Genomic DNA, 24,165 nt, shown 5'->3' with positions numbered 1-24,165 from the left:
GCCCGGGTAACGATCAGCCGACCTCGGCGATCTCACCTTCGGATCGGGCGGCGATCGATCCGCGGTCCACGGTGATGGTGAGGGTGCTGCCTGCTGGAGCATCCGATGCATCGCGAACAATCACGCCCCCGTCGAGGTGAGCGATCGCGTACCCGCGGGCCAGGGTTGCGGCAGGGGACAGCGCGCGCAGCGACGCGCGCAGCTCGGAGGTCTTGCGGCCAGCAGCATCCAACTGTCGATCGATCGTGTCGCGCCCACGCGACTGCAGCAGCCAGAGCTCCTGCGCGCGTGCGGCGATGATCGGCTCGGGGGAGCGCAGCACCGGGCGCGAGCGCAGCTGCTCGAGCTGTGCGATGTCATGAGAGATGCGCTGAGTCAGGCGCGAGGTCGCGCGGGCGCGCAGCTGGCCGATGAGCGCCCGCTGCTCTCCGACGTCAGGGACGACGCGCTTGGCAGCATCCGTCGGCGTCGATGCGCGCAGGTCTGCGACATCGTCGAGAAGCGGGTGGTCGTTCTCATGGCCGATCGCCGAGACGATGGGGGTGGAGGCCGCGGCCACCGCGCGTACGAGACGCTCGTCGCTGAATCCCAGCAACGTCTGCGGATCACCACCGCCACGGGCGATGATGATCACGTCGACGTCGGGATCGGCATCCAGTCGTGCGAGCGCCGCCAGCGTCTCGGGGACGCACCGGTCCCCCTGCACAGCGGCGTATTCGGTACGGAAGCGCACCTGCGGCCAGCGCAGCTCGGCGTTGCGATGAACGTCCTTCTCGGCATCCGATCGCTCGCCGGTGATGAGTCCGATCACGTGCGGAAGGAAGGGCAACGGCTTTTTGCGGGATGCATCGAACAGGCCTTCTTGACGCAGCTGCGCACGGAGCTTCTCGAGCCGCTCGAGCTGGTCGCCGAGACCGACGTGCTTCATGCTCGCAACGGTGAAGCTGAAATCTCCGGCCTTGACGAAGTAGTCGGCCTTGACTGCGGCGATCACATGGTCGCCGATCGCGAGGTCGGCAGGGATTCGGCCGCGCACGCTCGACCACACGCGGATCGAAATCTGCGCGTCGGAATGCGTGTCTTTGAGGCGGCCGAACACGTTGCCGCCACGGACGTTCCACGAGGTGATCTCACCCTCGACCCAGACGGTGTTCCACCGGGCGATGAAGTCGCGGATGGTGCCGTTCAGTCGCGCGACTGAGGTCGGAGCATCCGCTGTCGAATCGCGGGGTGCGACCGCGTCTGCCGGGGGCGTCTGGCCATTCGCGGAGGAGGCTTCGAAGACCGTCATCGCGTCCTTTCATCGGTTGTGCGCCCGGTGCGACGCCCAGGCCTCTCACCGCCGCCCGAAGGTAGGATCGAAGTGTGAGCCAGGCCACCGTACATCTTCCCGTTCCCCGTATTCCACGTTCGCGGGCGACGCGGCTTCAGGATATCCCGGTCGACGGACACAAGCGCGTTCTGCTCGCCGCTCCACGCGGCTACTGCGCCGGTGTCGACCGTGCCGTCGTCGCCGTCGAGAAGGCGCTCGAGCGCTACGGCGCACCCGTGTATGTGCGCAAGCAGATCGTGCACAACATCCACGTCGTCACCGAGCTCGAGGCGAAGGGAGCGATCTTCGTCGAAGAGGTCGACGAGGTGCCGGAGGGCGCACACGTTGTCTTCAGCGCGCATGGTGTTTCGCCAGCAGTCGTGGATGCAGCATCCGATCGCGGACTGCACGCCATCGACGCGACCTGCCCGCTGGTGACCAAAGTGCACCGCGAAGCGGTGCGGTTCGCGCGTGATGACTTCGAGATCCTGCTGATCGGCCACGAAGGACATGAAGAGGTCGAGGGCACAGCCGGGCACGCACCCGAGCGCGTGACCATCGTGAACTCGCCCGACGAAGCCGACACCGTGCAGGTGAAGGATCCTTCGAAGGTCGTCTGGCTCTCGCAGACCACACTGTCGGTCGACGAGACCATGGAGACCGTCAACCGACTGCGCGCTCGGTTCCCCGACCTGCAGAACCCTCCGTCTGACGACATCTGCTACGCCACGCAGAACCGTCAGGTCGCGATCAAGAAGGTTGCGAAAGACGCTGACCTGGTGATCGTCGTCGGCTCGTCGAACTCGTCGAACTCGGTGCGTCTCGTTGAGGTCGCTCTGGAATACGGTGCGAAGGCCGCTTACCGCGTCGACTACGCGGAAGAGGTCAAGCAGGAGTGGCTCGACGGCGTTGAGACGGTCGGCGTGACCAGTGGCGCCTCCGTGCCCGAGGTGCTCGTCCGCGAGGTGCTCGAGGCGCTGAGCGGCGCCGGCTACCGGGATGTCGAAGAGGTCAAGACCGCCGAGGAAGACCTGATGTTCTCGCTTCCCAAGGAGCTTCGTCAGGACATTTCGGGCCAGAAGGACCCGCGTGCGCTCGGCGGCCGTACGGGAGCTGCTTCTTCATGAGTGACCGTCCGTCGTACGGAGAGTACGCGACGCCTGAGGAGCAGCGCCGGCTGGCCGGGCTCCCTCCTGTGGACGAGGCACCGGTGATACAGGCCGCGCCCGCAGCTCCCGTGCAGGCGGCGCCGTCCGCGCCAGCCGCCCGCCCGTGGGATCGCATCATCACGATCGCTCTGCTCGCGTACGGCGTGGTCAATGTCTTCATGACCGCGATGTCGTATCTGGATCTTCCCGCGTTGATGAACCAGAGCATGGAGATCCTCGGCATCGACGGCGAGTTCACGAATTTCGCGCAGGGCAAGACCTGGGGCGCAGTCGCCGCGGTCGTGCTGTTCATCGGCTGGGCGATCACCGCCTGGCTGTCGGTGCGACGTCTGCGTCGCGGCAAGCTCAGCTGGTGGGTGCCGCTCGTCGGGGCTGTCGTCACCATGATCATCACGACGATCTGCATCACTGTGCCGATGATGAACGATCCCGCCTTCATCGCGTACCTGAACGGTGCGACAGGGCAGTAGCTCCATCGAACCTGCAAAACCACGCCGAGACCGCGTCGAATCGACGCGGTCTCGGCGTGGTTTTGCAGGTTTGCGCGTGATCAGCTCTTGGACTGGCCGTAGGAGCCGAGCTGGCGGGTCGACTCGACGACGCGAGCGGCCATCGCGGATTCCGCGACCTTGCCCCACGCACGCGGGTCGTACAGCTTCTTGTTTCCGACCTCACCGTCGACCTTCAGGACGCCGTCGTAGTTCTTGAACATGTAGTCGGCGATCGCACGCGTGTACGCGTACTGCGTGTCGGTGTCGATGTTCATCTTGATGACGCCGTTGGCGACCGCGAGAGCGATCTCTTCGTCGCTTGAGCCGGAGCCGCCGTGGAAGACGAGGTCGAGGGGCTTTGCGCCGGTGCTGTACTTCGCGGCGACCTGCTGCTGGATCTCGCCGAGCAGCTCGGGGCGCAGCTTCACTCCACCCGGCTTGTACACGCCGTGCACGTTGCCGAAGGTGAGGGCGGCGATGTAACGGCCCTGCTCGCCGAGGCCGAGTGCCTGAACCGCCTGGTCGACGTCAGCGAACGTCGTGTAGAGAGCGTCGTTCGAGCCCTCGTGCGCCACGCCGTCTTCCTCGCCGCCGACGACGCCGATCTCGACCTCGAGGATCGCGTTGATGTTCTTCATGCGGGGGAGGAGATCCTTGGCGATCTCGATGTTCTCCGCCAGCGGCACGGCCGAGCCGTCCCACATGTGCGACTGGAAGATCGGATTGCGTCCGGCCTTGACCTCTTCTTCGGATGCCGCGATGAGCGGCTCGACGAAGCCTGCGAGGGCATCTTTCGGGCAGTGGTCGGTGTGGAGTGCCACGGTGACCGGGTAGTTCTTGGCGACCTCGGTCGCGTAACGCGCGAAGGCAAGGGCGCCCGTGGCGCGTGCCTTGACGGTGTGGCCGGCGAAGTAGTCGGCGCCACCGGTGGTCACCTGGATGATGCCGTCAGAGCCGGCCTCGGTCAGGCCCTGGAGGACGGAGTTGATGGTCTGCGAGCTGGACACGTTGAACGCCGGGTACGCGAAGCCACCGGCCTTCGCGCGGTCGAGCATTTCTGCGTACTGTTCCGGGGTGGCGACGGGCATGAAAAACTCCTGCGATAGATGAAGCGGGGTCAGTGCTCACTCTATCGCTGGCCATGAACTGATGACGGCGCTGCCGGTCTCGGCGCCAGCGCCTCTTGCTCTGCCGTTAAGAACCGCAATTTCTTCGTGCTAGCTGCGACGAAAACGCCCCACTCTCATGCGGGGTCGTCACTAGGCTGGCCACATGGTGAGTCTTACGGCTGATATGAGCCCCCTGCGTCCCGATCGAAACCTTGCGCTTGAGCTCGTGCGTGCGACCGAGGCTGCGTCGATCCGGGCGGTGCCGTTCATCGGCCGCGGGGCGAAGGAAGCTGCTGACGGAGCGGCCGTCGACGCCATGCGCGCATTCCTCGGCACTGTGAACTTCCAGGGCCGTGTCGTCATCGGCGAGGGCGAGAAGGACAACGCCCCGATGCTCTTCAACGGCGAGGTCGTCGGCTCTGGGCGCGGACCCGAGTGCGACATCGCGGTCGACCCCATCGATGGCACTTCGCTCACGGCTGCTGGTCGCCAGAACGCGCTTTCGGTCATCGCGGTCTCTGATCGCGGCACGATGCTCGATGCCTCGACCGTCTTCTACATGGACAAGCTCGTCACAGGTCCTGCCGGCGTCGGTGTCGTCGACATCAATCTGCCGGTCGGTGAGAACATCCGACGCCTGGCGAAGGCTCTCGGCAAGTCGGTCGACGAGATCGTCGTCTCGGTACTGAATCGTCCTCGTCACGAGAAGCTGATCGATGAGATCCGTGAGGCGGGTGCCGGCACCCGTTTGATGAGCGATGGCGACGTCGCAGGCGGCATCAATGCAGCGCGTCACGGCGCTCGCACCGACATGTGCGTTGGTGTCGGCGGCAGCCCGGAAGGCATCGTCACCGCGTGTGCCATCAAGGCGCTCGGCGGACACATCCAGGGGCGCCTCTGGCCGCGTGACGATGAAGAACGCCAGCGAGGGATCGATGCCGGGCTCAAGATGGACTACGTCTACGAGGCCGACGAGCTCGTCAAGGGCGACAACACGATCTTCGTGGCGACCGGGGTGACCGATGGGCAGCTCGTAGCGGGCGTTCGTCGTGAAGGCAACTACGTCTATACGGAATCCGTGGTGCTGCGCGGTGCATCCGGAACTCTCCGCCGCGTCACATCTGAGCACCTCGTCTCGAAGTGGCTCTGAGTCTCTGAGAGTGCCCCTCCGACCGTTATCAGGGTTACCTGGCACAATGGGTGATGTCGCAGAGGAGTCATCCTCGACGACATCCAGGGAGGGGTCACATGGCCGCGGGACAGATGAGCAGCAACGAGAAGTCGGCTCCAGTGAAGATGGTCACCACCAACACTGGCCGCATTCTGCGGGTCTCTGCGGACGATGAGGCAGCGCGTGTGGCCGCTGCGGCCGCCGCGACATCAGCCCCGGCGCACGTGGATCCTGCACGCCGCGCTGATGTGCTCTTCCGGGTCCGTCGCGCCGAAGGACACGAGATCAGCTCGTGGTGGATGATCGGCGCATTCGTCCTGACTTCGGGGCTCGTGATCGCTGCGCTCAGCTGGGTTCCCTACAGCGCCTGACCCTCGTCGTTGCTGCCGACCGAATCGACCTCTGTCAGCCGGTTTCGCAGTGCGCCGAGGTCGGCTTCGATCTCTGATGTCGGATCTGCGTCGACCAGCTCAGGAGCGGTGAACTTGCGCGGCACGTTGGTGATCGCGGGCGATGCGGGAGCGAGCGCGGATGCATCGATTCCGGGGAACTGTCGCGCTGTCACGAGCACACGGGTCTCGAGAGAGCCGGCGAACTTGTTGTAGCTGTCGACCGTGCGCTCCAGCGCGCGGCGCAGGTCGTCGGCGTGACCGGCGAGGGTGCCCAGACGATCGAACAGCTGCGTGCCCAGCGCGAGCAGCGTGCGGGCCTCGGTAGACACTTCCTGCTGCGTCCACGTGAACGAGACTGTCTTCAGTACTGCCCAGAGGTTGACCGGCGATGCCAGTGCGACGCGCTTGCTGAACGCATAGTCGAGCAGAGTCGGGTCCTCATCGATCGCGGCGGCGAGCAGGGACTCGCTCGGCAGGAAGCAGATCACGAACTCTGGGCTCGCATCGAGCCCGGACCAGTACGCCTTCTTCGCCAGTGCATCGACGTGAGCCCGAACAGCCTTGACGTGTTTCTGCATGTGCACCCGGCGCTGGGCCTCGTTCGCGTCACCGCCGCTGAGCGCGCTGGCTTCGAGGTAAGCGTCGAGCGGCACCTTGGCATCGACCGCAATCGACGTGCCTCCAGGAAGACGCACCACCATGTCGGGTCGGCCTTGCCCGCGGTCGGAGGAGATCGTCGACTGCAGATCGAAATCGACGTGGCGAGTGAGGCCGGCAGCCTCGACGACGCGCCGAAGCTGGGTTTCGCCCCACACGCCTCGCGTCGACGTCGAGCGAAGTGCGCCGGCGAGCGATTCGGTGGTCGCACGCAGCGCCTCGTCTGATTCCTGTGCGCGCCGCAGCTGCTCGGCAAGCGACCCGAACTGCGCATGGCGTTCTTGCTCGAGAGAGGCCACCTTGGTCTGCATCTGTTGGAGCGATTCGCGCACTGGCGCGAGTGCGGTCAGTACCGCGTTCTGTTGCTGCACGCGTTCTGCTTCGGCCCGCTGCTCTGTACGAGCATGCTCCACGGCATCGCGGTACAAGTCGTACTGCCGATCACGGTCGTCGCGGGCCGCGGCCAGTTCGGCTTCAGTGCGCGCGAGGTCAGCACGTGCCTGCGCTTGCGAAGAGGTGGCGCGCGTTGCGCGCGCGAACCAACCCACAGCAGCACCGACCGCGAGGGCGGTGATAACCAGCAGAGCGATCAGCGAAGCATCCATACCGCCATGATGCCGCGGGCCTCGGACATTGTCGGGCTGCCGCCCCGATAAGGCAACGTCAGCGTGCCGCGTACTCTTCGAGCACCGTGCGCATCTCGGTGAGCTTGAACTGGTCGGCGATTGCGATCGCCGACATTGCGCCGGCGTTCTGGTCAGCTCCGGCATCCAGCAGCATCCGCAACAGTGTCTCGTTCTTGCGGAATACCGCACATGAGATCGCGGTCTGACCGTTCGCATTCTCGGCATTTAGATCTGCCCCGCGACGGATGAGATCTGCAACTGTGTGCGGTTCTTCGGCGTATGTCGCGACGATCATGAACGTGTCGCCGCGCGGGTTGCGCAGGTCGAGCGGGACGCCGGCGTCGATCATCTCGCCGAGCGGGCCGGTACGACCCGCTCGCGCAAGATCGAAGGTGCCCTCGATGACTTCGAGGCTGACGGGGGAGGCGCCGGATGGATTCGTCATACGGCCATTCTTGCGTGCCGGGCGGAGGATGTCCTCACGCAGCGCGTTCGGCGATCGCCGGTGCGGCCGGCTCGGTGACGCGCAGGCTCAGCGAGCTGGCGAGCGCGTGCACATCTGCAGCTGCGGTGCGGCGGGCTGCATCGATGACGATCTGCGCGCAGGCACGAGCATCTGCCAGAGCGTCGTGATGCGAGAACTCGGCGAAGCCGGCAGCGGCTGCGGCGTTCGGCAGCCGGTACGAATCAAGGTCGTACACCTTTCGTGCCACCTGGAGGCTGCACAGCGAGCGGTAGGGCGGGCAGTCGAGGAGCGTGACTTCGGACGCCGTGCGCAGCACCTTCATATCGAAGCCCGCGTTGTGCGCCACGAGGACGTCAGCTCCGGCGAAGGTGCACAGCCTGTCGAACTGCTCGGGCCAAGTCGCAGCATCCGCCACTTCATGAGGATGGATGCCGTGGATCTTGATGTTCCACTCCTGGAACTCGTCGTGTCCTGCCGGGGGACGAATCAGCCACCCTGCGGTCGCGACGACCTCTCCGTCTCGGACGCGGACGAGTCCGACCGAGCAGGCAGATGCCGGGCTGGAGTTCGCGGTTTCGAAGTCGATTGCGGTGAAGTCCAGAGGCACCCTTTCACTTTCGCCCTGAGTTGGAGTCTCGCGCGGCAGACTCGCCGTAGGAATCAACGACCGACTGCGAGTGAGGCGTCCAGGTGCGCCCCGGTAGACTCTTACCCCGTGGCTCTCACTATCGGAATCGTCGGCCTGCCCAACGTCGGCAAGTCCACCCTCTTCAACGCTCTGACCAAGAACGACGTGCTCGCGGCGAACTATCCGTTCGCGACGATCGAGCCGAACGTCGGGGTCGTCAACCTGCCGGACTCGCGTCTGCAGACACTCGCCGACATCTTCGGCAGCGAGCGACTGCTCCCGGCGACGGTGTCGTTCGTCGACATCGCCGGAATCGTGCGCGGAGCGAGTGAGGGCGAGGGCCTCGGCAACCAGTTCCTCGCGAACATCCGTGAGGCGGATGCTATCGCTCAGGTCGTGCGCGGATTCGCCGACGGTGACGTGGTGCACGTCGAGGGCGCGATCAACCCAAAGAACGATCTCGAGACGATCAACGCAGAGCTCATGCTCGCTGACCTGCAGACGGTCGAGAAGGCGATCCCGCGCTTTGAGAAAGAGGTGCGCGGTAAGAAGCTTGACCCGTCGGTCATCGAGACGGCGAACGTTGCGAAGGATGCTCTGGAGCGTGGAGTGCTGCTCTCCGTCAGCGGCATCGATCTTGCCCCGATCAAGGAACTGGGCCTGCTCACTTCGAAGCCGGTCATCTTCGTGTTCAACGTCGATGAGACGGTGCTGACGGATGCTGCGCGCAAGGCCGAACTCGAAGCGCTCGTCGCACCGGCCAAGGCGATCTTCCTCGATGCGAAGATCGAGTCCGAGCTCATCGATCTCGATCCTGAGGATGCTGCTGAGCTGCTGGCATCCACGGGTCAGGACGAGTCGGGCCTGGACCAGCTCGCCCGCATCGGCTTTGAGACGCTAGGACTGCAGACGTACCTCACGGCAGGTCCGAAGGAATCCCGCGCCTGGACGATCCCGAAGGGCGCCAAGGCGCCGCAGGCTGCCGGCGTCATCCACACCGACTTCGAGAAGGGCTTCATCAAGGCCGAGGTCATCTCGTTCGAAGACCTCGTCGAGACCGGCTCGGTCGCCGAAGCCCGCTCCAAGGGCAAAGCCCGCATGGAGGGCAAGGACTACGTCATGCAGGATGGCGACGTGGTTGAATTCCGATTTAACGTCTAGCGTTATTGACGGCCTCCGTTATACACTGGTCTCGTGATCAGATCGTTCGGTAGCAAGGACACCGAGCGCATCTGGCATGAGCAGTACGTCAAGCATGTTGACCGGACGGTGCAGCGGGCGACCTTGCGGAAGCTCGAGTTGATCCATGCGGCGAAGGATGTCGAGGATCTGAGGATCCCGCCCGGCAACCGCCTGGAGCAGCTCTCGGGTGACCGTCGTGGTCAGCACAGCATCCGGGTCAACGCGCAGTGGCGCATCTGCTTCGTCTGGAGAGAGGGAGGTGCGGACGATGTCGAACTCGTCGACTACCACTGAGGCTGATCTGATCGAGCCGATCCATCCGGGGGAGATCCTGATGGAGGACTTCATCGAGGGTTTCGGGATCACACAGAACAAGCTGGCTGTGTCCATCGGCGTGCCGCCGCGCCGGATCAACGAGATCGTGCACGGCAAGCGGGGTATCACGGCAGACACGGCTATCCGCCTGGCGCGGTACTTCGGGACATCTGAGGAGCTCTGGATGAACCTGCAGTCGAACTACGAACTGAGGCTCGAGCGTCGGGTGCTGCGTGACAAGGTCGCAGCGATCACACCGCTGAAGGTCGCATGATCTCGGGCGTGAACCTCGTGCGGCGAGGCAGCGGCGTCCCGCTCATTGCGGTGCACGGCAACGGAGTTGATCATCGGTTGCTGCTCGCGCTCGACGAGTGCTTCGTGGAGAGCGGGGACTGGGAGAGGATCTATCTCGATCTTCCCGGCTTCGGCGAAACGCCCCCGATCGATGGTGCTGGCGGACTTCCAGAGCTTGCGCGATGGCTCGTCGACGTGATCGGCGATCTTGTCGGAGAGCGCCCGTTCGCGCTCCTGGCGAATTCGATGGGCGGCCTTCTGGCGAGGCACGTGGTCTCGGTGCTCCCGCGGCAGGTCATCGGCCTCGCTCTGATCGCGCCCGCGGTGGAGCCTGATGCGTCGCTGCGCCGGCTGCCGACGTTCGAAGTGCTCGAGACCGATGCCGAGGTGATGGATTCGCTGACACCCTCCGATCGTGAAGAGTTCGCGGGCATGGCAGTACGTCAGGACGCTGAGTCCTGGAGGGCATTTCGCGATCATGCGCTCCCAGGTATTCGGGCCGCCGACGAGGCGGCGATGGTTCGCCTCTCGCAGCGCTACTTCCTCGAGGAGCGGCCTGAGGATGTGTTCGATCGGTTCGATGGGCCGACGGTGATCATCACCGGACGTCAGGATCACGTCGTGGGCTTCGAGGATCAGTTCGCCCTGCTCGCGCACTACCCGCGAGCGAGCTACGTCGTGATCGACGGGGCTGGGCACAATGTCCATCTCGAGCAGCCTGCGGTCTCCGAGGCCGCATTGCGGGACTGGGCGCGGGACGTGGTGCGGCGGCACTCAGGCTCCTTGACGCACGGTCATTGAGCGGCACGCATTGCCACAGCCGCAGACGTGTCGGTGAGAGGTTGGGATCTGCAGCGACGTGGTGGAGTTCCCCTTCGACGTCTGATGCTCAGGACTTCATGAAAGGCCCCGTCTGCTTCGGCAGGCGGGGTCGCATGACCACCGCTCGAAGCTCGGCCATCCAGGTGGCATCGGCGACTATGTCGCGGTGCGATCTGACGATGACGGGGTGTGGATCGAGCATTTCTAGGCCCGATCTCGAGCGCCTGGGGCGCTACGACCCGGACCGTGTGCGACGGCGATTCCTCGACGCGTTCACCCCGGCGCACACCCGTGTCATACAGGTCGGAGGAATCGACGTCGGTCTTACGCTCGGTCGAAAGCTCCGCTCCGGTGTCACGCGGAAAGCTACCTCGACCCCGCACAGCAGGGGCAGGGCACCGGCAGCTGGGCCCTCGCTCGGATTCTGAGCGCCGACACTGCGGGACAGCCGTTCGGGCTCAATGTGCTTCAGGGGAGTCCTGCCCGTCGTCTGTATGAACGTCACGGGTTCACCCTCGTGAGTCAGGACCCGATCGACGTCTACCTCATGAAGCCAGCACCTGGATCCAAGTGCTGAGACTCTTCTGGAGTCATTCCGACGAGCTCCATGCAGCCCGCGACAGACGTCGAGCGCGGCTCATGTCATCCTGCTTTCGGACGGCACGGTCGAGGTTTCTCGGTACCGGAACTCGGTGGAGTTCCGCTTCAACAACTAGCGCACGCGATGAGCGGTAGGGCAGTCGGTATGTCGGACGCTCCGGCTACGGTCGGCGTATGGTGATTCATCTCGAAGGTATTACCGTTCTCGCCGATGATGTAGAGACTCTCGCCGATTTCTATGAGATCGCACTCGGCTGGGAAGTGGAGGTTCGCGAAGAAGCGTACGTCGCGTTCGGGGGACAGGGGGTCCGCGTCGCGATCTTCTCTCGTCCATTGATGAGCGGGAACACCGACGGGCATCCGGCATATGCCATGCGGTTCACCGGCCAGGCATTCGAACTGAACCTTCAGTGTGATAGCGCGGACGAGGTGGAGCGGCGCTACGATCAGCTGGTCGCTGCGGGGGCGACGCCAACGGGGCGACCGGCGTTGCGGGAGTGGGACCAGTTCACCGGCTTCTTCGCGGATCCGGAGGGAAACATTCACTCTCTGTTTGCGAATGTGTAGCGAGTGTCTACATTCCCGCGCAGGCTCAGTCGTCCGTCACACCGAACTCGTCGACCACACCGCTAACGCTGACGTAATCCGGTCGAGTTCCGCTTTTCGATCTAGAGCCCGGACTTGAGGAGAGCCCCGAAGCGCGCTTCCGGACCTGTCGAGTTCGTGCGCCCTTCAAGCATCAGCCTTCGCGCGGTTGAGGCCCATCGAGACATACGCGGAGAACCCCGCTCGCTTCGCGAACTTGATGCGTCGTCGCTGCGTCTCGGTGAATCCGAGCTTGGCGTACAGTCCGAGGGCGGGGGTGTTGGTGTCCTTGATATCACGTAGCACGAACTCGTCGGAGGGCAGCTCCAGGAGCCGACGCATCAGCGCAGTGGCTACGCCTTTGCCCTGATGCTGCGGCGCTGTCGTGACGAATGCAATCTCCGTCAGACCGTCGCGGGCACCGTCGTAAGCCCCCATGAATTGGCTTCGGATGATCCGATAGCTGATCATCCCGTGTATTGGACCGAGCACGCGCTGGAGCTCGTGCCGATCCGGCTTGAAGCACTCCTGCTCGCCTTCGGTGACGACCGCGACCGCGGCGGGCTCGCCGTCGACGAGCGCGATGTGGAAGCGCTCCAGGATGAGCATCGCGGCGAATGCGTCGGCGAGTACATCCGCGTTCTTGGAGAAGAAGGCGAAATCCTCGGCGAATCCTTGCGTGAGAACTTCCGCGATCTGGTGTCGGTACTCCTCCCCGAGTTCGTCTGCACGTGTGACTTCGATCTTCATCGGGGCCCTCCTGTGAATACTCGTAGGATCAGGTCGACATCGGGCTTCGCGGATTCCTCCCCCAGAGCAACGTGCAACGTTGTGATGCCGGTTAGCATGGCGAAGTAGTGAGTGGTTAGTCGGGCGGAGTCTCCCTCGGCGATCTGACCCTTAGCTTGGCCTCGCGCGATCAGCGAGGCGAAGGCCCGCCAGATCGTTCTCTGTGATGCGGCCAGCCGAGATGAGGTTCCCTCCGGGGTGTCCGTCGTGACGCCCTGATTTATCATCATGTAGAACTCGGCCGCGCCGTCGTTCGCTACGAGGTCCGCCACGTATACCTCGGTGAAGGATCGGATCATGGAGATCGGATCCCCTTCCGTCGAGAGCTGCGCGGCGACAGCCCCGAGCCCGCGCGAGGCCTGATCGATCAGTTCATCGAACAGCTCTTGCTTGCTCGCGTAGTGCCGGTAGATCGACCCGGTGCTGATCCCCGCCTCGATGGCGATCTGACGCATGTTCGTGGCCGCGAAACCACGGTGCGCGAACACCCGGACGGCAGCCGTCTCCACAGCGGAGCGCGTGGCTGAGCGCAACGCTTCGTTCTGCTCTGTCGTCCGCGGCACGATGACCCTTTCAATGAACTCGTGTTCATTTTATGCTTCGATCGCATGCGGCGCCACCCGGTGCTCGACTTGGGCTGGTACCCGAGGTGCCTGGTGGGCAGTGGATGGTAGCTCACAAGGATTCGCGATCCGCTTCGCTCGAGATCGCTTCGGTTGATGTCGACACATCCGCCATCGTCGATCTGCGGGAACCTGCGGTTCTCGACGAACTGGGCATCGAGATGTCTGATGCGATCGCACCGTGGCAAGGTTTCCGCGTCGGGCGGTGAGCCCACGTCCTGGGGTGCGAGGGACAGGTCGGTCGCGGCTGGTGCACCGATAGCTTGTCTCGTAGGTGAGCATGACCCTGTCAACGAAGATGTCTCGTCAGTTGACGGCTTGCATGACCTGCATCAGATGTCCGGCGAGCTCCTCAACCCACGCAATGAGCAGGCGACCGAGCCATGTCGCTGGCGTCTTGATTGGCTTCGCTCCGAGCTCGATGAGCCGCGCATAGCCAGCACGAACATCGTCAGTCCAGAGGATCACCGTTGCGCATTGGCCGTGTCGCCGCTGTCGTCGCGGAGCAGCTGGGGGCCCGCCCCGGAGAAGTGGCCTGCCGTTGCCCATCTAGGATGCCACGGTGAAAAGCTATCCTCGGCATATGAGGCGATTTCGGCAGGTCGACGTGTTCGGCGAGGAATCCTGCACGGGAAACCCCGTCGCTGTCGTGCTCGATGCCGAGGGACTCGACGACGATGCCCTCAAGCGGTTCTCGGTCTGGTCGAACCTATCGGAGTGCACCTTCGTGCTGCCCCCGACAGAGCGAGGCGCGGACTACCGGGTGCGCATCTTCAGCCTGAACACAGAGCTTCCCTTCGCGGGGCACCCGACCCTGGGAACCGCTCGGGCATGGCTGGATGCGGGAGGCGTCCCTGCGACGCCAGGCGTCGTGATGCAGGAATGCGGTGCTGGGCTGGTCCCCGTGCGCGTCGAGGCGGACCGCCTCGCCTTCACAGCGCCCCCACGACTGCGCTCGGGTCCCGTCGACCCCGACCTGCTCGCCGTAGTGATCGAGATCCTCGGGGTCGAGCCCGAACGGGTGCTGGCCGCGGAATGGCTCGACAACGGCCCGGGCTGGGTGGGGCTTCTGCTCGATCACGCGAACACTGTCCTGAAGCTGCGTCCGGACGCGACAGCGCATCCGGGCCGATGGGACATCGGCGTCATCGGCGCTCAGGACCCGGGCTCGGAGACGGCGTTCGAACTGCGAGCATTCTTCACCGAGGGTGACAAGCCGCTGCTCGAGGATCCAGTGACAGGGAGTCTGAACGCCGCGGCCGCGGAATGGCTGATCGCGACAGAACGCGCCAACGCGCCCTATATCGCCGCGCAGGGAACCGCGATGGGCCGAAGAGGTCGCATCCATGTCAGTGTCGAAGACCACACATTGTGGGTCGGCGGGCGAGCCGAGGTGGTCCTCTCAGGAACCGCCGTTCTGTGACGGTTCAGGAGTCAGAGGTTGGTCTGTACCGGAACGTGGTTGAGTTCTGCTTCAACGTCAGCGGTCGAGGCGCGGGCACTGGGTGCCGGTGGATGCGCTCTTCGTGGTAGTTATCGCTGATGGAGGTCCTTGCGCACTGCGTTGCGGCTTGCGAAGTACTTCGGAACTTCGGCGGAGTTCTGGATCAACCTGCAGAGCCACTACGAGCTCGACCGCGCTGAGGGCATCGCAGGGGAGCAGATCGCGTCGATCACACCGCGGAAAGTCGCGTGAGCGTGCCGAGCGTTGATGAGATCGCTGCGACCGACGATGAAGCTGCTGCGGGCTTTCACATCGTGCGAAACTGATCGCATGATTCTGCCGACCCCGACGTTGGAGACAGAACGACTGCGATTGCGTCCGTTCACGGATGCAGACGCGGACGACCTTTTTGCGTTGCAGAGCAATGCCGAGGTGTTGCGCTATTGGGACTCTGCGCCGTGGGTGGAGAGGGCATCTGTCACGCGCTTCATGGTCGGCTGTCACAAGATGGCTGAGGAAGGCAGTGGTGCGCGGATCGTCATTGAGCGCCTGTCTGACCACGTGTTCCTCGGCTGGTGCACCTTCAACAGTTGGAACTCTGACTTTCGAAGTGCGTCCCTGGGGTACTGCCTCACCGAAGCTGCCTGGGGCCACGGCTATGCGACAGAGGCAGCACACGCCCTGCTCGAGTGGGCCTTCGAAACGCTCGACCTCAACCGCGTGCAGTCCGAGACCGATACGCGCAACTCGGCATCAGCTCGTGTTCTCGAGAAGTTGGGCTTCATACGTGAGGGGACATTGCGCGAGGATTGCATCGTCAACGGTGACGTGTCCGATTCCTGGGTGTACGGCTTGTTACGGAACGACTGGGGCAATCTATCCGGGCTTCGTTGAGGTCTCTCGCGCACGCCGGCTTTCGCGAATCCGTTCGGGCTCACGCTCTTCCCCGCTGGTCTATCGGGTGCTCCCTGTACCTCTGCCAGGCGTGGAGAAGATCCTCGCGGGCACCCGTGGGGTTGGCCTCGTGCCAGGCACGGGTGAATCTGTTGTACTCGAACTGGGCGTCGATCGTCTTTGCGCCCTGCTCGCGCGTTGCCCAATAGTGGTCGAGCGCATCTTGCATGGTCTGCGTGCCGTCGGCACCAGCAAAGAAGGAGCGCATCTCGGCATCGAACCCGAAGGCCCCTCCCACATGCTCGACAAACCAGGCGCGTACGATCTGACTGCACCGTTGACCCTCAGGGATCACCGTTTCTGGTGTCAGCGGGCTGGTCAGTTGCGCACGGACAGCGCGGCTGGCCCGTTGCGACTCCGCGAAAGGAACGTCGTCTAGCTTCGCTGCGATCCGTTGGGTCAGAAGCTCCTTGCCGCCGGTCGCCCGGATGCCGAGCCGTCTGGCGAAGTCGGCCAGCTCTTCCTTGAGCCAATACCAACGGAGTAGTTCACCGCCGGTCAGATTCGCTGTCAGTCCTGGGCGTTTCTCGTCGATCATGGCAATTCAGGTTACCTGGCACGTTTCGACAGCGTGGTGCATGGCCGCGCAGCCGCCGACGCTAGCGGAATGTTCGGCTGATCGCGCTCCCCGTCTGGAACAGGGCGATCCACACGAAGAGCTTCTGGATGGGACGCAGCAGCAATGTGATGAGTCCTCGCCAGCCGTGGCGTCGCGACCATGACTTGCGGATCTGGAGTTGGGTGCCACCTGTCGTGGTCACTAAGGCGAATTCAGTCAGAATCGGATTGCTCCGCGCGGCGTCGGGATATCCAAAGCTCCACGCGATGCTTCCCGGTTGATGTGCTGCGATGAGTTCAATGCTCCGGCGATGAAATTTGGGTCTTACCTTCACCGGCTTCCCGTCTGGGTAACTGGTGGGCGCGAAACCCTGCCAGACCGTACCTGGCGTCGCATCCCGGCTGGCGTGATCGATGACGCCGATGCCGGGTTCCCACTCGGGAATGCGTGCGGGGTCTGCGAGGAGCTCCCATACCGCCTCCATCGGCGCGCAGGCGAACGTCTCTATCGACACTGAGGTCCGACCCTTCACCTTTGCTGCAGCAGGCATAGCCTCCCCACTGGGGGAGGCGAACTGTTCGAGATGCTCGAGCAGAGCGTCGGGCGTCGTGCCCAGGTGGTCGAGGATGTCTGCGATCAAACCGCTGGGCTCCGCGACGAGTTCTCGGAGCACTGCGGCGGCGTCGCCGGCCTTGCCCTTGCCGCCAGATTTGGCGATGAGGTCAGAAGCACGCTTACTCCACTCGTACCCGTCCGTCTCGTGGAACACGATCCTTCCAGCCTCGGGAAACGAGGCGTCGATGCCGAGAGAAGCGAGCTGCATCTCGTGCTGCTTCTCGACAGCACGACGGGCGCTGTCAAGGTCGATACCCAAGCTGCGCAGTGCGCGGCCGGCAGATTGGTCATTGATGACCATGGCGAGGAACATATGCTCGATGTCCGCTTCGCGAAGCCCGAGCCTGGATGCTTCCTCCATGGCGGCAAGGGAGAGCGATTGACTCGTTTGAGCGGCGCGAACGAACTTGCTCATGCATTCCTCCTGAGGGTCGGGATCGTGGGGTCGATTCGTTTGGAGTGCTTCTTATGGGCGGCCTGTCGTGTCACCCCGAGCGCGTCGGCGATGTCCTGCCAATTCATGCCTGAACGCAAGGCGGCCTCGACTTGCCGAAGCTCCAAGGTGTCCGCGAGTATGCGCAACGATGCCACCGCCCGCAATCCCGCTCTCGGGTTGCTGGTATCCGTTGCCACTGCCGCGATCTGCGAAGACTCCATACCGTCAACCTATGTTGCTAAATGCAATCCTGTCAACCTGGGTTGCATACCGACCGGGGGTCAGCGGAATGTTCGGCTGGTCGCTCTATAAGGTGGAATCACGATGTTTTCTCTTGCGCAGGAGCGTGCCGGAGCTCCGCTTACGCTTGTCGATCTCCCTGTCCCTCAGGCGGGTCCCGGTCAAGTGCGGATCAAGGTTGAGGCGATCGGCCTGAATCCGGTAGATGCGGAACTTGCAGCGTCGGGAAACGCACAGTGGGTCTGGCCGCACGTGCCGATCTTGGATGCCGCAGGCGTCGTCGACGCGATCGGTGATGGTGTCACAGAGTGGCGCGTAGGCGATCGAGTTGCGGGTCACGGCGACCTTCGTGCTGACGGTGCGGCGGCACAGTTCGTCATATTCGGTGCGGAAGTTCTGGCACGGATCCCGGACGGTGTCACTTGTGTTCAGGCAGCAGCCGTCCCTTGCGCCGGCATGACTGCATATCAGGCCGTACACCGACGGCTCGATGTCCGTTCGGGGCAGAGCATCCTCATTACTGGAGCCACCGGTGGAGTCGGTGGATTCGCCGTGCAGCTTGCCGCCCGGGCCGGTGCGCACGTCATCGCACTTGCCTCGCACGGACATGAGGATGTCATGCGCCTCGGCGCCACCGTGGTCATCGACTACCGCGCCGCCGATGCAGCAGAACAGATCCTTGCCGCCAACGATGGCCGCGGTCTCGACGCTGTCGTGGACGCCGTCAACTCAGCAAGCGCCACGCGCCACCTCGCCATGCTGGGGTACACGGGTGGCATCGCCTGCATCGCGGGTGTGCCGGAGTTGCACGCGATTGCGTCCTTTGGCATCTCGCCATCGGTTCACGAAATCTCCCTCGGCGCCGCGTACAGCCACGGCGAGGATCGCCATCGCCGCGACCTCAGCATCATGCTGACCGACCTCCTTGACCGAGTGGCCGACGGTCGGCTTGTGGTGCCGATAGCAGAAGTCATCGGGCTCGATGAAATTGATGCAGCGCTGGTCGGAATGCGCGAGCGCCATACACGCGGCAAGATCGTGTCTGTCGTCTAGTGCGATTCAATATGCAGTCGTATTCCGTCAGTCGGTGAGTGTCCGGCGGCACGCCGTCTATCGATTCATGCGTGTCGTGGAGAAATCGGCAGCAGCGTACGGCCCCGCCTGCGGCCGAGCCGGTGGGTAAGGCTCTACAGCGAAGCTCGCCCGGTCCTGCGCGTCGTCCTCGGGGCGATAGCCAAGCTGCTTTCCCGCGTTCAATGACCACCAACGCTCGGTGTTCGCCGAGACGGCGTAGAACACTGCTCCAGGCTGATCCGCAACCATGGCGGCGTCGAACGCGCGGAGTGCGTCGCCTGGGCTGAGCCACGTCCGCAGGTCACGTTGGGTATGGGGCAGCTCCTCATACGATCCGATTCGCACCGTCACAGTGAGGAGTTGGAACTTGTCTGCGTAGAGTCGGCAGAGAGCTTCTCCAGCGACCTTGGAGACGCCGTAGAACCCATCGGGTCTGACTGGCATGGAAGGGTCGACCATTGTGTCTGCGGGGTACATGCCGGTGATGCGGTTCCTGCTTGCAAAGACCACGCGCCGGATTCCTGCTCGGCGTGCGGCTTCGAGTACGTGGTAGGTTCCGACAATATTGACCTCTGCGAGATCGTGAAAGTCCGCCTCATCGGAGATGCCTCCGAGGTGGACGATGCCGTCGCAGCCCTCGGCGCTGCGCGTCATGGCGTCGAGATCGCGGAGGTCGGCGGCCATGACCTCGTCGTCCTCCGCCACTGCGTGTGGCCTCGCCAGATCGACTGAGCGCAACGCAATGCCGTGGTCAGCAAGGTGACGACGAAGCGCGACACCGATGCGCCCCGCGGCACCCGTGATCAGCCATCTGCTTTGACGCATGGCGCGATCCTATCCACCACGTCTGAGGAACGTCCTCTGGATCGATATCGCGGCTTAGAAGCGCACCCAGACAACTGAGTCCGGCAGCGGTCTCAGCTGCTGATGCCGACGGCAGCGCCGATCAGGGCGTCATCACCGAGCGCTTGCAGCATGTAGGCAGCGAGATCATCGCGGGGGATCGATCCTCCGAGGTGCCCCTTCTCGCCGACCTGGAGCGCGCGCCAGCTGCCGGTCGCTGGCCGATTGGTGAGGCCGGTGGGCCGCACGATGGTCCACTTCGTCGAAGAACGCATCACCGCATCCTCCTGCTCGTTGTGATCTGCCAGGGGAGCGGCGAGCACTCCTTTCATCAGCAGGCGCAGCGGTGCGGGCATGAGCGCGCCGGAATCACCAGCACCGAGGGAGGACTGCACGGCAAGGCGGGAGGCACCCGCCTGCTCCATGCCGCTGATGACGGCGCGGGTGACCGAGGTCCTGTGGCGGGAGTTTCCCTTCGCCCCGCCGACGGTGACGACGACAGCATCCGAACCGGAAACGGCATCCCGCACCACGGCGGGGTCGGTCGCGTCACCAGCGATCGCATGAACGCCTTCGGGCGCGGTTCCGCTGCGCGAAAGGGCAGTCACCTCATGACCTGCGCTGGCCGCGAGTGCGGCAAGCCGCGCTCCGGTGCCCTTCGAGCCTCCGATGATCGTGATCTTCACGTCGTGCCTCTCTCGTGCATGCCTCTCGTGGGCACGCATCGCTCCAGCGTAGACGAGCTGACACACCCTCTTGGATCTGCGCTCTGCAATTAGACTGACGGACGAAGACCCGTCGCACAGGAGGATCCCACACGTGTCCCAGCTGAACATCTCGGAGCCCGAAGGCCGCGCCGTCCCGTACGTCGTCGAAGGTGAGGGCCCAGTTGCTCTTGTGCTGATCACTGAACGCGCACTGGACTCCGACGGGCTCGGTGTGATCTCGCACTATCTCGCCGAAGAAGCAGGCTTCCGCATCATCCGCATCGGAACGGGTGCGGGCGCGGCCGATGAATCAGCGGACGACCGGGTTGCCGATGTTCTGGCAGTGCTCGACCACCTTGGCCTCGAGGACAGCTGGGTGGGCGGGTACGGGATCGGAGGTACGGCCGCTCGCTCCTTCGCCGCCGCGCACGTCGATCGCGTCAATGGGCTTCTGCTGTTGGGCGTTGAGGATGCCGACATTCCCCTTGCACCGGCGATCCCCGTCCTGCTCGTGCAGGGCACCGCAGATGACGTGACGCCGGCGGCCAACGCCGAGAAGCTGCAGGCGACGGCCCCTGAGCGAGCCAGCATCAAGACGCTCGAAGGGGCCGATCACTTCTTCCCGGTCACGCACCCGATCGAGACGGCCGTCATCATCGAGGAGTATCTCGACTGGGACTGATCACGCCCCGCACAGTCGTGTCTCCCGGCTCGGCTATGGTCGACTCGTAGCGATGATGTGAAGACGGAGGAACCGATGCGGAAGCTGTGGCAGAGCGATCTCGGGATCGGCGGACTCTTTCACCGTCACGCTCGTGACGACACCCCTGAAGAATCCAAGTACGTCACGGGCAAGCTCGTGAGATTCGTCCACAACGGGGTGCCTACTCGCGTCCCCGATGATCTCACGGTCACTGACGCGACCGTCCTCGCGGCGCAGAACAGCGATCAGATGGCGCTGTTCCTGTATTCGCAGCCCACTGGGGCGCAGATCGAAGAACTCGCCGAAGCATGGGCGCTGCATCCGGTGCTGGTCGAGGACCTCCTGAACGCCGGTCAGCGTCCCAAACTCGAACGCTACGGCGACACGCTCTTCCTCGTGGCGAAAGCAGCGCGGTACCTCGACGACAGTGAGGCCGTGGACTTCGGCGAGTTCCACGTTCTGCTGCGGCCGGGAGCGGTCGCGGTGCTCTGTCAGGATTCCCGGTGGTTGCGCCGCCCCGAGCACTCGAAGCACGATGGCCGCGACGCGCGCGAGGTCGATTTCGGAGATCGTGAGCGCGCCATGCTCACCGACCAGAGTCTGCTGAAGATGGGGCCGGTGGCTGTCGTCTACATGCTCCTCGATGCGATCGTCGACGGTTACGGTCCGGTGCTGAGCGGCATCTCCGCAGATAGAGAAGAGATCGAACGCCAGGTCTTCGGCGGCGTCGCGACGGTGGCGGAGCGCATCTACCGACTGAGCCGCGAGGTCGTGGAGATGCAGCAGGCGATCGCGTCGCTGACGGAAGCAGTTGATCTGCTTCGCTCCGAGCCGAGTGGGCACGAGACTTCGCAAGAGTTGCGTACGCGCCTCGATGATGTCGCTGACCGGCTCGTGCAGGCAGACACGAAAGCATCCGGCTTGCGCGATGCTCTTGCGCAGATTCTGAGCGTCAACGCAACCCTGGTCAACCAGCGGCAGAACGAAGACATGAAGCGGATCTCCGGGTGGGCGGCGATCCTCTTCGCCCCTTCGCTGATCGGTGGCGTCTATGGCATGAACTTCGATGAGATGCCCGAGCTGCACTGGGCATTCGGCTACCCGTTCGCCCTTGGACTGATGCTCGCGCTCGCGGCAGTGCTCTATACCGTCTTCAAACGCAGCAAGTGGATCTGACCTCGATCAGTCCTGCTCGCCAGGGCGCCGACGGCTGCTCTTGGTCTCTGACCGTCGACGCTTCCCCTCGAGCCGCCGTCGCTGCGACCCCTTCGTCGGACGAGTCGACCGGCGGGTGACAGCCGGCATCACCGCTTCGCGGAGAAGCTCAGCGAGGCGCTCCCTCGCCGCGAGTCGGTTCTGCCGTTGGGATCGCTGCTCACTGGCGCTGATCGTGAGGACCGTGCCGGCAAGACGCGAGCTGAGGTAGTCGAGCACGCGCTCTCGCTGTGCGACGTTCAACGCACTGGTCGTTCCGACATCGAGACTCAACTGCACGCGGGAGTCTGTGGTGTTCACACCTTGACCGCCCGGACCAGACGACCGTGAGAACTGCTCGTGGAGTTCATCAGCCGGTACCCGGAGGCCACGGGGCGCTCCGGGTCCGCCGGCGACGTTCAGATCTTCCACGCGACCAGTCTGTCGCACTCAGAGTTCAGCGGTCACGCGTGCTGACCCGCGTGCGGACCCTCAGCGATCTCCTCGACCGTCTTCGCGTTGAAGGCAGGCAGATCATCCGGCGTCCGGCTGGAGACCAGGCCCTCGTCGACGACGACCTCCTCATCCACCGGCTGGGTGTGTCCGTTCTTCCCGGTGACCTTCTGGTCGGCGGGGGAGACGAGCTGAGCGCGGGCACCGGCTTCCGTCACCGCACCCCAGGGGTTGGTCAGCTCACTGTCTTCAAATCCGTCGATGAGTAGAAAAGCCACGTTCTTGCCTTCGAGTTCTGCCATTGTCATCTCCTCGTTCGTGAGTTTCTCGTGGACGGTGCAACAGATCTCAGAAGCGCCGCGGCGGCGGGTTCTGCGAGTCCTTCGGATCGGGGACAGCGGGTTTGCCGGTCTGAACGCCTTCAGGCGTGATCGGTTCGAAACCCTTGCTGTCTTCCCTGGTCTCCTCTACGGGCACCTCAGTGAGTGGTTCTTCTTGCGGGTTCGTCGCATCAGACATGACGTTATCCTTCCCATCGATCTGCTCACTATCGTCTTTGCCGCGATGATCTCCGAGGGGGGTTGACGTCACACGCGAAAAAGGGTGGGATGCCGAAGCATCCCACCCTTTCGCACGACTGCTGATCAGAGCGGCTGGGGCAGGATCGTGAAACTCACTGCCCCCTGCTCGTCCACTCCCGCATCGAGGACCTTGTCAGACAGTGCCTCGGCAGCGTTGTCTTCCAGGAAGACTCGGGCCCCAGGGCCCTCGATGACGATATCCGCGGGTTCAGGGGACGGTGCGATCTGAACGGCGAAACGCGCTTCGCCGTTCGGACCCTGCCCTTCCGCGGTCTGGATGCGAAGCCCGGCCTCTGCGCTGGCATCCTCTCGGCCGACGATCGTGGTGACGACGGCATCTGCATTCTCGGTCAGGGTGAGCACAGGGCTCTCCTTCCGTGTTGCGGACATGCTCCGGACAGAACATGTCCGGGCCACGATTCCGCACAGCGCCGGTGTCTTCAAGCTCAGCGGCAGGATTGTGAGGAACCTCTCATGTGCGCATCATCGAGGAGTGCCTCGAAGACTGAAGATCGCTCGTCGCAGGTGCCGCCTATGGTTGAAGTGTGTCCCGTAACTCAGCAGCCGCCGGCCCCGTTCCCGTAAACCTTCCCCTCGAGCGTCGTCTGGCGGCCGCCGTCGAGCGGTACGGCGAATCGGTCGTGATGGCCCGCTCGCTCTCGTTGCTCGCCGGTCATGACGAAGGATCCGACTTCCTGCTCTTCGTCGGAGGAGAGCACGCCCAGGGCATCCTGGACGGGGCACCTGTGCTCTACTGGCCCGAACTCTGGGGCGCGCGTGCACTTCTGCATGTCTGGGACGAATCCGTCTGGGACGAGACGGCAGAGTCGCTTGTGATCAGCACGCTGAACAACCCCGCCTGGCGGGTGAAGGAGATGGGAGCGAGGCTCGTCGCAGCGCGTGAGCTCGACGCGGCATCCGAACTCGCCGACCTGCTGGGAGAAGAAGTTCCGCGGGTGCGCGCGGCCGCGGCCCGGGCGCTGGGCGCGATCGGCTCCTCAGCGGATATCGACCGCATCGGGGTGCTGCTCAAGGATCCCGAGGTGGAAGTGCGCCGCGCGGCTCAGCAGAGTATCGACAGATTGCGATCACGTTTCCCAAAGGACTGACTGCGGAGTGGGCGGCGAGACG

The 24,165-nt window shown here is 64.0% G+C and carries 32 protein-coding genes and 1 pseudogene; 16 read left to right on the top strand and 17 right to left on the bottom strand.

Annotated features, from left to right (window positions below; translation table 11 throughout):
* Positions 1-13: 13 nt before the first annotated feature.
* Positions 14-1,291 (bottom strand): exodeoxyribonuclease VII large subunit, encoded by a 1,278-nt coding sequence (gene xseA, locus ACTU6U_RS00595; protein WP_443467223.1) that lies wholly within the window; start codon positions 1,289-1,291, stop codon positions 14-16.
* 110 nt (positions 1,292-1,401) lie between these two features.
* Between xseA and ACTU6U_RS00590 the strand changes: the two genes are divergently transcribed.
* Together ACTU6U_RS00590 and ACTU6U_RS00585 are read left to right on the top strand one after the other, a co-directional pair.
* Positions 1,402-2,439, top strand: a complete 1,038-nt coding sequence (locus ACTU6U_RS00590) for a 4-hydroxy-3-methylbut-2-enyl diphosphate reductase (RefSeq protein WP_443467888.1) — start codon at positions 1,402-1,404, stop codon at positions 2,437-2,439.
* Positions 2,436-2,951, top strand: a complete 516-nt coding sequence (locus tag ACTU6U_RS00585; protein WP_443467222.1) for a DUF6264 family protein — start codon at positions 2,436-2,438, stop codon at positions 2,949-2,951. The genes ACTU6U_RS00590 and ACTU6U_RS00585 overlap by 4 nt, the downstream gene beginning before the upstream one ends.
* A gap of 80 nt (positions 2,952-3,031) precedes the next feature.
* Here the strand turns inward: ACTU6U_RS00585 and fbaA are convergent, their stop codons facing one another.
* Positions 3,032-4,060 carry a class II fructose-bisphosphate aldolase gene (gene fbaA, locus ACTU6U_RS00580; RefSeq protein WP_443467221.1) on the bottom strand — a complete coding sequence of 343 codons (1,029 nt, stop codon included), beginning with the start codon at positions 4,058-4,060 and terminating at the stop codon, positions 3,032-3,034.
* Between the two features lie 184 nt (positions 4,061-4,244).
* Between fbaA and glpX the strand changes: the two genes are divergently transcribed.
* Together glpX and ACTU6U_RS00570 are read left to right on the top strand one after the other, a co-directional pair.
* A complete protein-coding gene (gene glpX, locus ACTU6U_RS00575; RefSeq protein WP_443467220.1) occupies positions 4,245-5,231 on the top strand; it encodes a class II fructose-bisphosphatase in 987 nt (328 codons plus the stop codon).
* 98 nt (positions 5,232-5,329) lie between these two features.
* Positions 5,330-5,623 (top strand): hypothetical protein, encoded by a 294-nt coding sequence (locus ACTU6U_RS00570; RefSeq protein ID WP_443467219.1) that lies wholly within the window; start codon positions 5,330-5,332, stop codon positions 5,621-5,623.
* On the opposite strand, the gene ACTU6U_RS00565 is transcribed toward ACTU6U_RS00570, so the two are convergent.
* Genes ACTU6U_RS00565 through ACTU6U_RS00555 form a run of 3 tightly spaced genes read right to left on the bottom strand, consistent with a single transcriptional unit; the run spans position 5,611 to position 8,000 of the window.
* Positions 5,611-6,906, bottom strand: coding sequence for a DNA recombination protein RmuC (locus ACTU6U_RS00565; RefSeq protein WP_443467218.1), 1,296 nt, complete (start codon positions 6,904-6,906; stop codon positions 5,611-5,613). The two genes, ACTU6U_RS00570 and ACTU6U_RS00565, sit on opposite strands and share 13 nt — an antisense overlap.
* Before the next feature lie 58 nt (positions 6,907-6,964).
* Positions 6,965-7,372, bottom strand: a complete 408-nt coding sequence (locus ACTU6U_RS00560) for an ankyrin repeat domain-containing protein (protein ID WP_443467217.1) — start codon at positions 7,370-7,372, stop codon at positions 6,965-6,967.
* Between the two features lie 34 nt (positions 7,373-7,406).
* The gene (locus tag ACTU6U_RS00555; RefSeq protein ID WP_443467216.1) at positions 7,407-8,000 is read right to left on the bottom strand and encodes a 3'-5' exonuclease; all 594 of its coding nucleotides are present in this window, start codon (positions 7,998-8,000) and stop codon (positions 7,407-7,409) included.
* Between the two features lie 108 nt (positions 8,001-8,108).
* Here ACTU6U_RS00555 and ychF point away from each other — a divergent pair, with 108 nt between their 5' ends.
* From ychF to ACTU6U_RS00530, 5 genes are all read left to right on the top strand, one after another.
* Complete coding sequence (ychF, locus tag ACTU6U_RS00550; RefSeq protein WP_443467215.1) at positions 8,109-9,182, top strand: redox-regulated ATPase YchF; 1,074 nt, start codon at positions 8,109-8,111, stop codon at positions 9,180-9,182.
* 33 nt (positions 9,183-9,215) lie between these two features.
* The gene (locus ACTU6U_RS00545) at positions 9,216-9,497 is read left to right on the top strand and encodes a type II toxin-antitoxin system RelE/ParE family toxin (RefSeq protein ID WP_443467214.1); all 282 of its coding nucleotides are present in this window, start codon (positions 9,216-9,218) and stop codon (positions 9,495-9,497) included.
* The gene (locus ACTU6U_RS00540; protein WP_443467213.1) at positions 9,472-9,792 is read left to right on the top strand and encodes a HigA family addiction module antitoxin; all 321 of its coding nucleotides are present in this window, start codon (positions 9,472-9,474) and stop codon (positions 9,790-9,792) included. The genes ACTU6U_RS00545 and ACTU6U_RS00540 overlap by 26 nt, the downstream gene beginning before the upstream one ends.
* An 8-nt stretch (positions 9,793-9,800) precedes the next feature.
* Positions 9,801-10,613: an alpha/beta fold hydrolase gene (locus tag ACTU6U_RS00535; protein WP_443467212.1), complete on the top strand. Its 813-nt coding sequence runs from the start codon at positions 9,801-9,803 to the stop codon at positions 10,611-10,613.
* A 795-nt stretch (positions 10,614-11,408) separates the two neighbouring features.
* Positions 11,409-11,801 carry a VOC family protein gene (locus ACTU6U_RS00530; RefSeq protein ID WP_443467211.1) on the top strand — a complete coding sequence of 131 codons (393 nt, stop codon included), beginning with the start codon at positions 11,409-11,411 and terminating at the stop codon, positions 11,799-11,801.
* A gap of 165 nt (positions 11,802-11,966) precedes the next feature.
* On the opposite strand, the gene ACTU6U_RS00525 is transcribed toward ACTU6U_RS00530, so the two are convergent.
* From ACTU6U_RS00525 to ACTU6U_RS00515, 3 genes are all read right to left on the bottom strand, one after another.
* Entirely contained in the window at positions 11,967-12,569 is a 603-nt protein-coding gene (locus ACTU6U_RS00525) for a GNAT family N-acetyltransferase (protein WP_443467210.1), read from the bottom strand.
* Entirely contained in the window at positions 12,566-13,171 is a 606-nt protein-coding gene (locus ACTU6U_RS00520; protein ID WP_443467209.1) for a TetR/AcrR family transcriptional regulator, read from the bottom strand. Before ACTU6U_RS00520 ends, ACTU6U_RS00525 begins: the two co-directional genes overlap by 4 nt.
* 366 nt (positions 13,172-13,537) lie before the next feature.
* On the bottom strand, positions 13,538-13,699 hold the full coding sequence (locus tag ACTU6U_RS00515; protein WP_443467208.1) for a hypothetical protein: 162 nt from the start codon (positions 13,697-13,699) through the stop codon (positions 13,538-13,540).
* Positions 13,700-13,814: 115 nt separating this feature from the next.
* Here ACTU6U_RS00515 and ACTU6U_RS00510 point away from each other — a divergent pair, with 115 nt between their 5' ends.
* The 3 genes and pseudogenes from ACTU6U_RS00510 (at position 13,815) to ACTU6U_RS00500 (ending at position 15,569) form a co-directional block, all read left to right on the top strand.
* Positions 13,815-14,654: a PhzF family protein gene (locus tag ACTU6U_RS00510; RefSeq protein WP_443467207.1), complete on the top strand. Its 840-nt coding sequence runs from the start codon at positions 13,815-13,817 to the stop codon at positions 14,652-14,654.
* Between the two features lie 135 nt (positions 14,655-14,789).
* Positions 14,790-14,927 (top strand): annotated as a pseudogene (locus tag ACTU6U_RS00505) (helix-turn-helix transcriptional regulator); the annotation flags it as partial.
* A 78-nt stretch (positions 14,928-15,005) separates the two neighbouring features.
* On the top strand, positions 15,006-15,569 hold the full coding sequence (locus ACTU6U_RS00500; protein ID WP_443467206.1) for a GNAT family N-acetyltransferase: 564 nt from the start codon (positions 15,006-15,008) through the stop codon (positions 15,567-15,569).
* A gap of 40 nt (positions 15,570-15,609) precedes the next feature.
* Here ACTU6U_RS00500 and ACTU6U_RS00495 read toward each other — a convergent pair whose 3' ends face one another.
* The 3 genes from ACTU6U_RS00495 to ACTU6U_RS00485 form a co-directional block, all read right to left on the bottom strand.
* Positions 15,610-16,167 carry a DUF6434 domain-containing protein gene (locus ACTU6U_RS00495; RefSeq protein ID WP_443467205.1) on the bottom strand — a complete coding sequence of 186 codons (558 nt, stop codon included), beginning with the start codon at positions 16,165-16,167 and terminating at the stop codon, positions 15,610-15,612.
* 61 nt (positions 16,168-16,228) lie between these two features.
* Complete coding sequence (locus ACTU6U_RS00490) at positions 16,229-17,218, bottom strand: SRPBCC family protein (RefSeq protein ID WP_443467204.1); 990 nt, start codon at positions 17,216-17,218, stop codon at positions 16,229-16,231.
* Positions 17,215-17,460: a hypothetical protein gene (locus tag ACTU6U_RS00485; RefSeq protein ID WP_443467203.1), complete on the bottom strand. Its 246-nt coding sequence runs from the start codon at positions 17,458-17,460 to the stop codon at positions 17,215-17,217. Before ACTU6U_RS00485 ends, ACTU6U_RS00490 begins: the two co-directional genes overlap by 4 nt.
* A 103-nt stretch (positions 17,461-17,563) precedes the next feature.
* Here ACTU6U_RS00485 and ACTU6U_RS00480 point away from each other — a divergent pair, with 103 nt between their 5' ends.
* Positions 17,564-18,532, top strand: a complete 969-nt coding sequence (locus ACTU6U_RS00480) for a zinc-binding dehydrogenase (protein WP_443467202.1) — start codon at positions 17,564-17,566, stop codon at positions 18,530-18,532.
* A gap of 57 nt (positions 18,533-18,589) precedes the next feature.
* On the opposite strand, the gene ACTU6U_RS00475 is transcribed toward ACTU6U_RS00480, so the two are convergent.
* Positions 18,590-19,378: an NAD-dependent epimerase/dehydratase family protein gene (locus ACTU6U_RS00475; protein WP_443467201.1), complete on the bottom strand. Its 789-nt coding sequence runs from the start codon at positions 19,376-19,378 to the stop codon at positions 18,590-18,592.
* Between the two features lie 92 nt (positions 19,379-19,470).
* Positions 19,471-20,082 (bottom strand): NAD(P)-dependent oxidoreductase, encoded by a 612-nt coding sequence (locus tag ACTU6U_RS00470; RefSeq protein WP_443467200.1) that lies wholly within the window; start codon positions 20,080-20,082, stop codon positions 19,471-19,473.
* A 133-nt stretch (positions 20,083-20,215) separates the two neighbouring features.
* Here ACTU6U_RS00470 and ACTU6U_RS00465 point away from each other — a divergent pair, with 133 nt between their 5' ends.
* Both ACTU6U_RS00465 and ACTU6U_RS00460 read left to right on the top strand, forming a co-directional pair.
* Positions 20,216-20,785, top strand: coding sequence for an alpha/beta fold hydrolase (locus tag ACTU6U_RS00465; RefSeq protein ID WP_443467199.1), 570 nt, complete (start codon positions 20,216-20,218; stop codon positions 20,783-20,785).
* 75 nt (positions 20,786-20,860) lie between these two features.
* Positions 20,861-21,982: a magnesium and cobalt transport protein CorA gene (locus tag ACTU6U_RS00460; RefSeq protein WP_443467198.1), complete on the top strand. Its 1,122-nt coding sequence runs from the start codon at positions 20,861-20,863 to the stop codon at positions 21,980-21,982.
* A 6-nt stretch (positions 21,983-21,988) separates the two neighbouring features.
* Here the strand turns inward: ACTU6U_RS00460 and arfB are convergent, their stop codons facing one another.
* The 4 genes from arfB to ACTU6U_RS00440 all read right to left on the bottom strand — a co-directional run bounded on the left by arfB (position 21,989) and on the right by ACTU6U_RS00440 (position 23,397).
* A complete protein-coding gene (gene arfB / locus ACTU6U_RS00455; protein ID WP_443467197.1) occupies positions 21,989-22,432 on the bottom strand; it encodes an alternative ribosome rescue aminoacyl-tRNA hydrolase ArfB in 444 nt (147 codons plus the stop codon).
* A 32-nt stretch (positions 22,433-22,464) separates the two neighbouring features.
* Positions 22,465-22,761, bottom strand: coding sequence for a DJ-1/PfpI family protein (locus ACTU6U_RS00450; protein WP_443467196.1), 297 nt, complete (start codon positions 22,759-22,761; stop codon positions 22,465-22,467).
* A gap of 40 nt (positions 22,762-22,801) precedes the next feature.
* The gene (locus ACTU6U_RS00445) at positions 22,802-22,972 is read right to left on the bottom strand and encodes a hypothetical protein (RefSeq protein ID WP_443467195.1); all 171 of its coding nucleotides are present in this window, start codon (positions 22,970-22,972) and stop codon (positions 22,802-22,804) included.
* A 125-nt stretch (positions 22,973-23,097) separates the two neighbouring features.
* Entirely contained in the window at positions 23,098-23,397 is a 300-nt protein-coding gene (locus tag ACTU6U_RS00440; RefSeq protein ID WP_443467194.1) for a Fe-S cluster assembly protein HesB, read from the bottom strand.
* Positions 23,398-23,579: 182 nt separating this feature from the next.
* Between ACTU6U_RS00440 and ACTU6U_RS00435 the strand changes: the two genes are divergently transcribed.
* Positions 23,580-24,143, top strand: a complete 564-nt coding sequence (locus tag ACTU6U_RS00435; protein WP_443467193.1) for a HEAT repeat domain-containing protein — start codon at positions 23,580-23,582, stop codon at positions 24,141-24,143.
* The last annotated feature ends 22 nt before the right edge of the window (positions 24,144-24,165 follow it).

The organism is Microbacterium zouquanmingi, assembly GCF_052266695.1.
GTDB lineage: Bacteria > Actinomycetota > Actinomycetes > Actinomycetales > Microbacteriaceae > Microbacterium.
The sequence above is the reverse complement of the archived record's forward strand: the minus strand, read 5'-3'. Positions and strand labels throughout refer to the sequence as shown.

Bases quoted from the DNA above. Each gene is read 5' to 3' on its own strand.
- xseA (WP_443467223.1), bottom strand. From the start codon at position 1,291: ATGACGGTCTTCGAAGCCTCCTCCGCGAATGGCCAGACGCCCCCGGCA.
- ACTU6U_RS00585 (WP_443467222.1), top strand. From the start codon at position 2,436: ATGAGTGACCGTCCGTCGTACGGAGAGTACGCGACGCCTGAGGAGCAG.
- fbaA (WP_443467221.1), bottom strand. From the start codon at position 4,060: ATGCCCGTCGCCACCCCGGAACAGTACGCAGAAATGCTCGACCGCGCG.
- glpX (WP_443467220.1), top strand. From the start codon at position 4,245: ATGGTGAGTCTTACGGCTGATATGAGCCCCCTGCGTCCCGATCGAAAC.
- ACTU6U_RS00570 (WP_443467219.1), top strand. From the start codon at position 5,330: ATGGCCGCGGGACAGATGAGCAGCAACGAGAAGTCGGCTCCAGTGAAG.
- ACTU6U_RS00565 (WP_443467218.1), bottom strand. From the start codon at position 6,906: ATGGATGCTTCGCTGATCGCTCTGCTGGTTATCACCGCCCTCGCGGTC.
- ACTU6U_RS00560 (WP_443467217.1), bottom strand. From the start codon at position 7,372: ATGACGAATCCATCCGGCGCCTCCCCCGTCAGCCTCGAAGTCATCGAG.
- ACTU6U_RS00540 (WP_443467213.1), top strand. From the start codon at position 9,472: ATGTCGAACTCGTCGACTACCACTGAGGCTGATCTGATCGAGCCGATC.
- ACTU6U_RS00530 (WP_443467211.1), top strand. From the start codon at position 11,409: ATGGTGATTCATCTCGAAGGTATTACCGTTCTCGCCGATGATGTAGAG.
- ACTU6U_RS00525 (WP_443467210.1), bottom strand. From the start codon at position 12,569: ATGAAGATCGAAGTCACACGTGCAGACGAACTCGGGGAGGAGTACCGA.
- ACTU6U_RS00510 (WP_443467207.1), top strand. From the start codon at position 13,815: ATGAGGCGATTTCGGCAGGTCGACGTGTTCGGCGAGGAATCCTGCACG.
- ACTU6U_RS00500 (WP_443467206.1), top strand. From the start codon at position 15,006: ATGATTCTGCCGACCCCGACGTTGGAGACAGAACGACTGCGATTGCGT.
- ACTU6U_RS00495 (WP_443467205.1), bottom strand. From the start codon at position 16,167: ATGATCGACGAGAAACGCCCAGGACTGACAGCGAATCTGACCGGCGGT.
- ACTU6U_RS00490 (WP_443467204.1), bottom strand. From the start codon at position 17,218: ATGAGCAAGTTCGTTCGCGCCGCTCAAACGAGTCAATCGCTCTCCCTT.
- ACTU6U_RS00485 (WP_443467203.1), bottom strand. From the start codon at position 17,460: ATGGAGTCTTCGCAGATCGCGGCAGTGGCAACGGATACCAGCAACCCG.
- ACTU6U_RS00480 (WP_443467202.1), top strand. From the start codon at position 17,564: ATGTTTTCTCTTGCGCAGGAGCGTGCCGGAGCTCCGCTTACGCTTGTC.
- ACTU6U_RS00475 (WP_443467201.1), bottom strand. From the start codon at position 19,378: ATGCGTCAAAGCAGATGGCTGATCACGGGTGCCGCGGGGCGCATCGGT.
- ACTU6U_RS00460 (WP_443467198.1), top strand. From the start codon at position 20,861: ATGCGGAAGCTGTGGCAGAGCGATCTCGGGATCGGCGGACTCTTTCAC.
- ACTU6U_RS00450 (WP_443467196.1), bottom strand. From the start codon at position 22,761: ATGACAATGGCAGAACTCGAAGGCAAGAACGTGGCTTTTCTACTCATC.
- ACTU6U_RS00445 (WP_443467195.1), bottom strand. From the start codon at position 22,972: ATGTCTGATGCGACGAACCCGCAAGAAGAACCACTCACTGAGGTGCCC.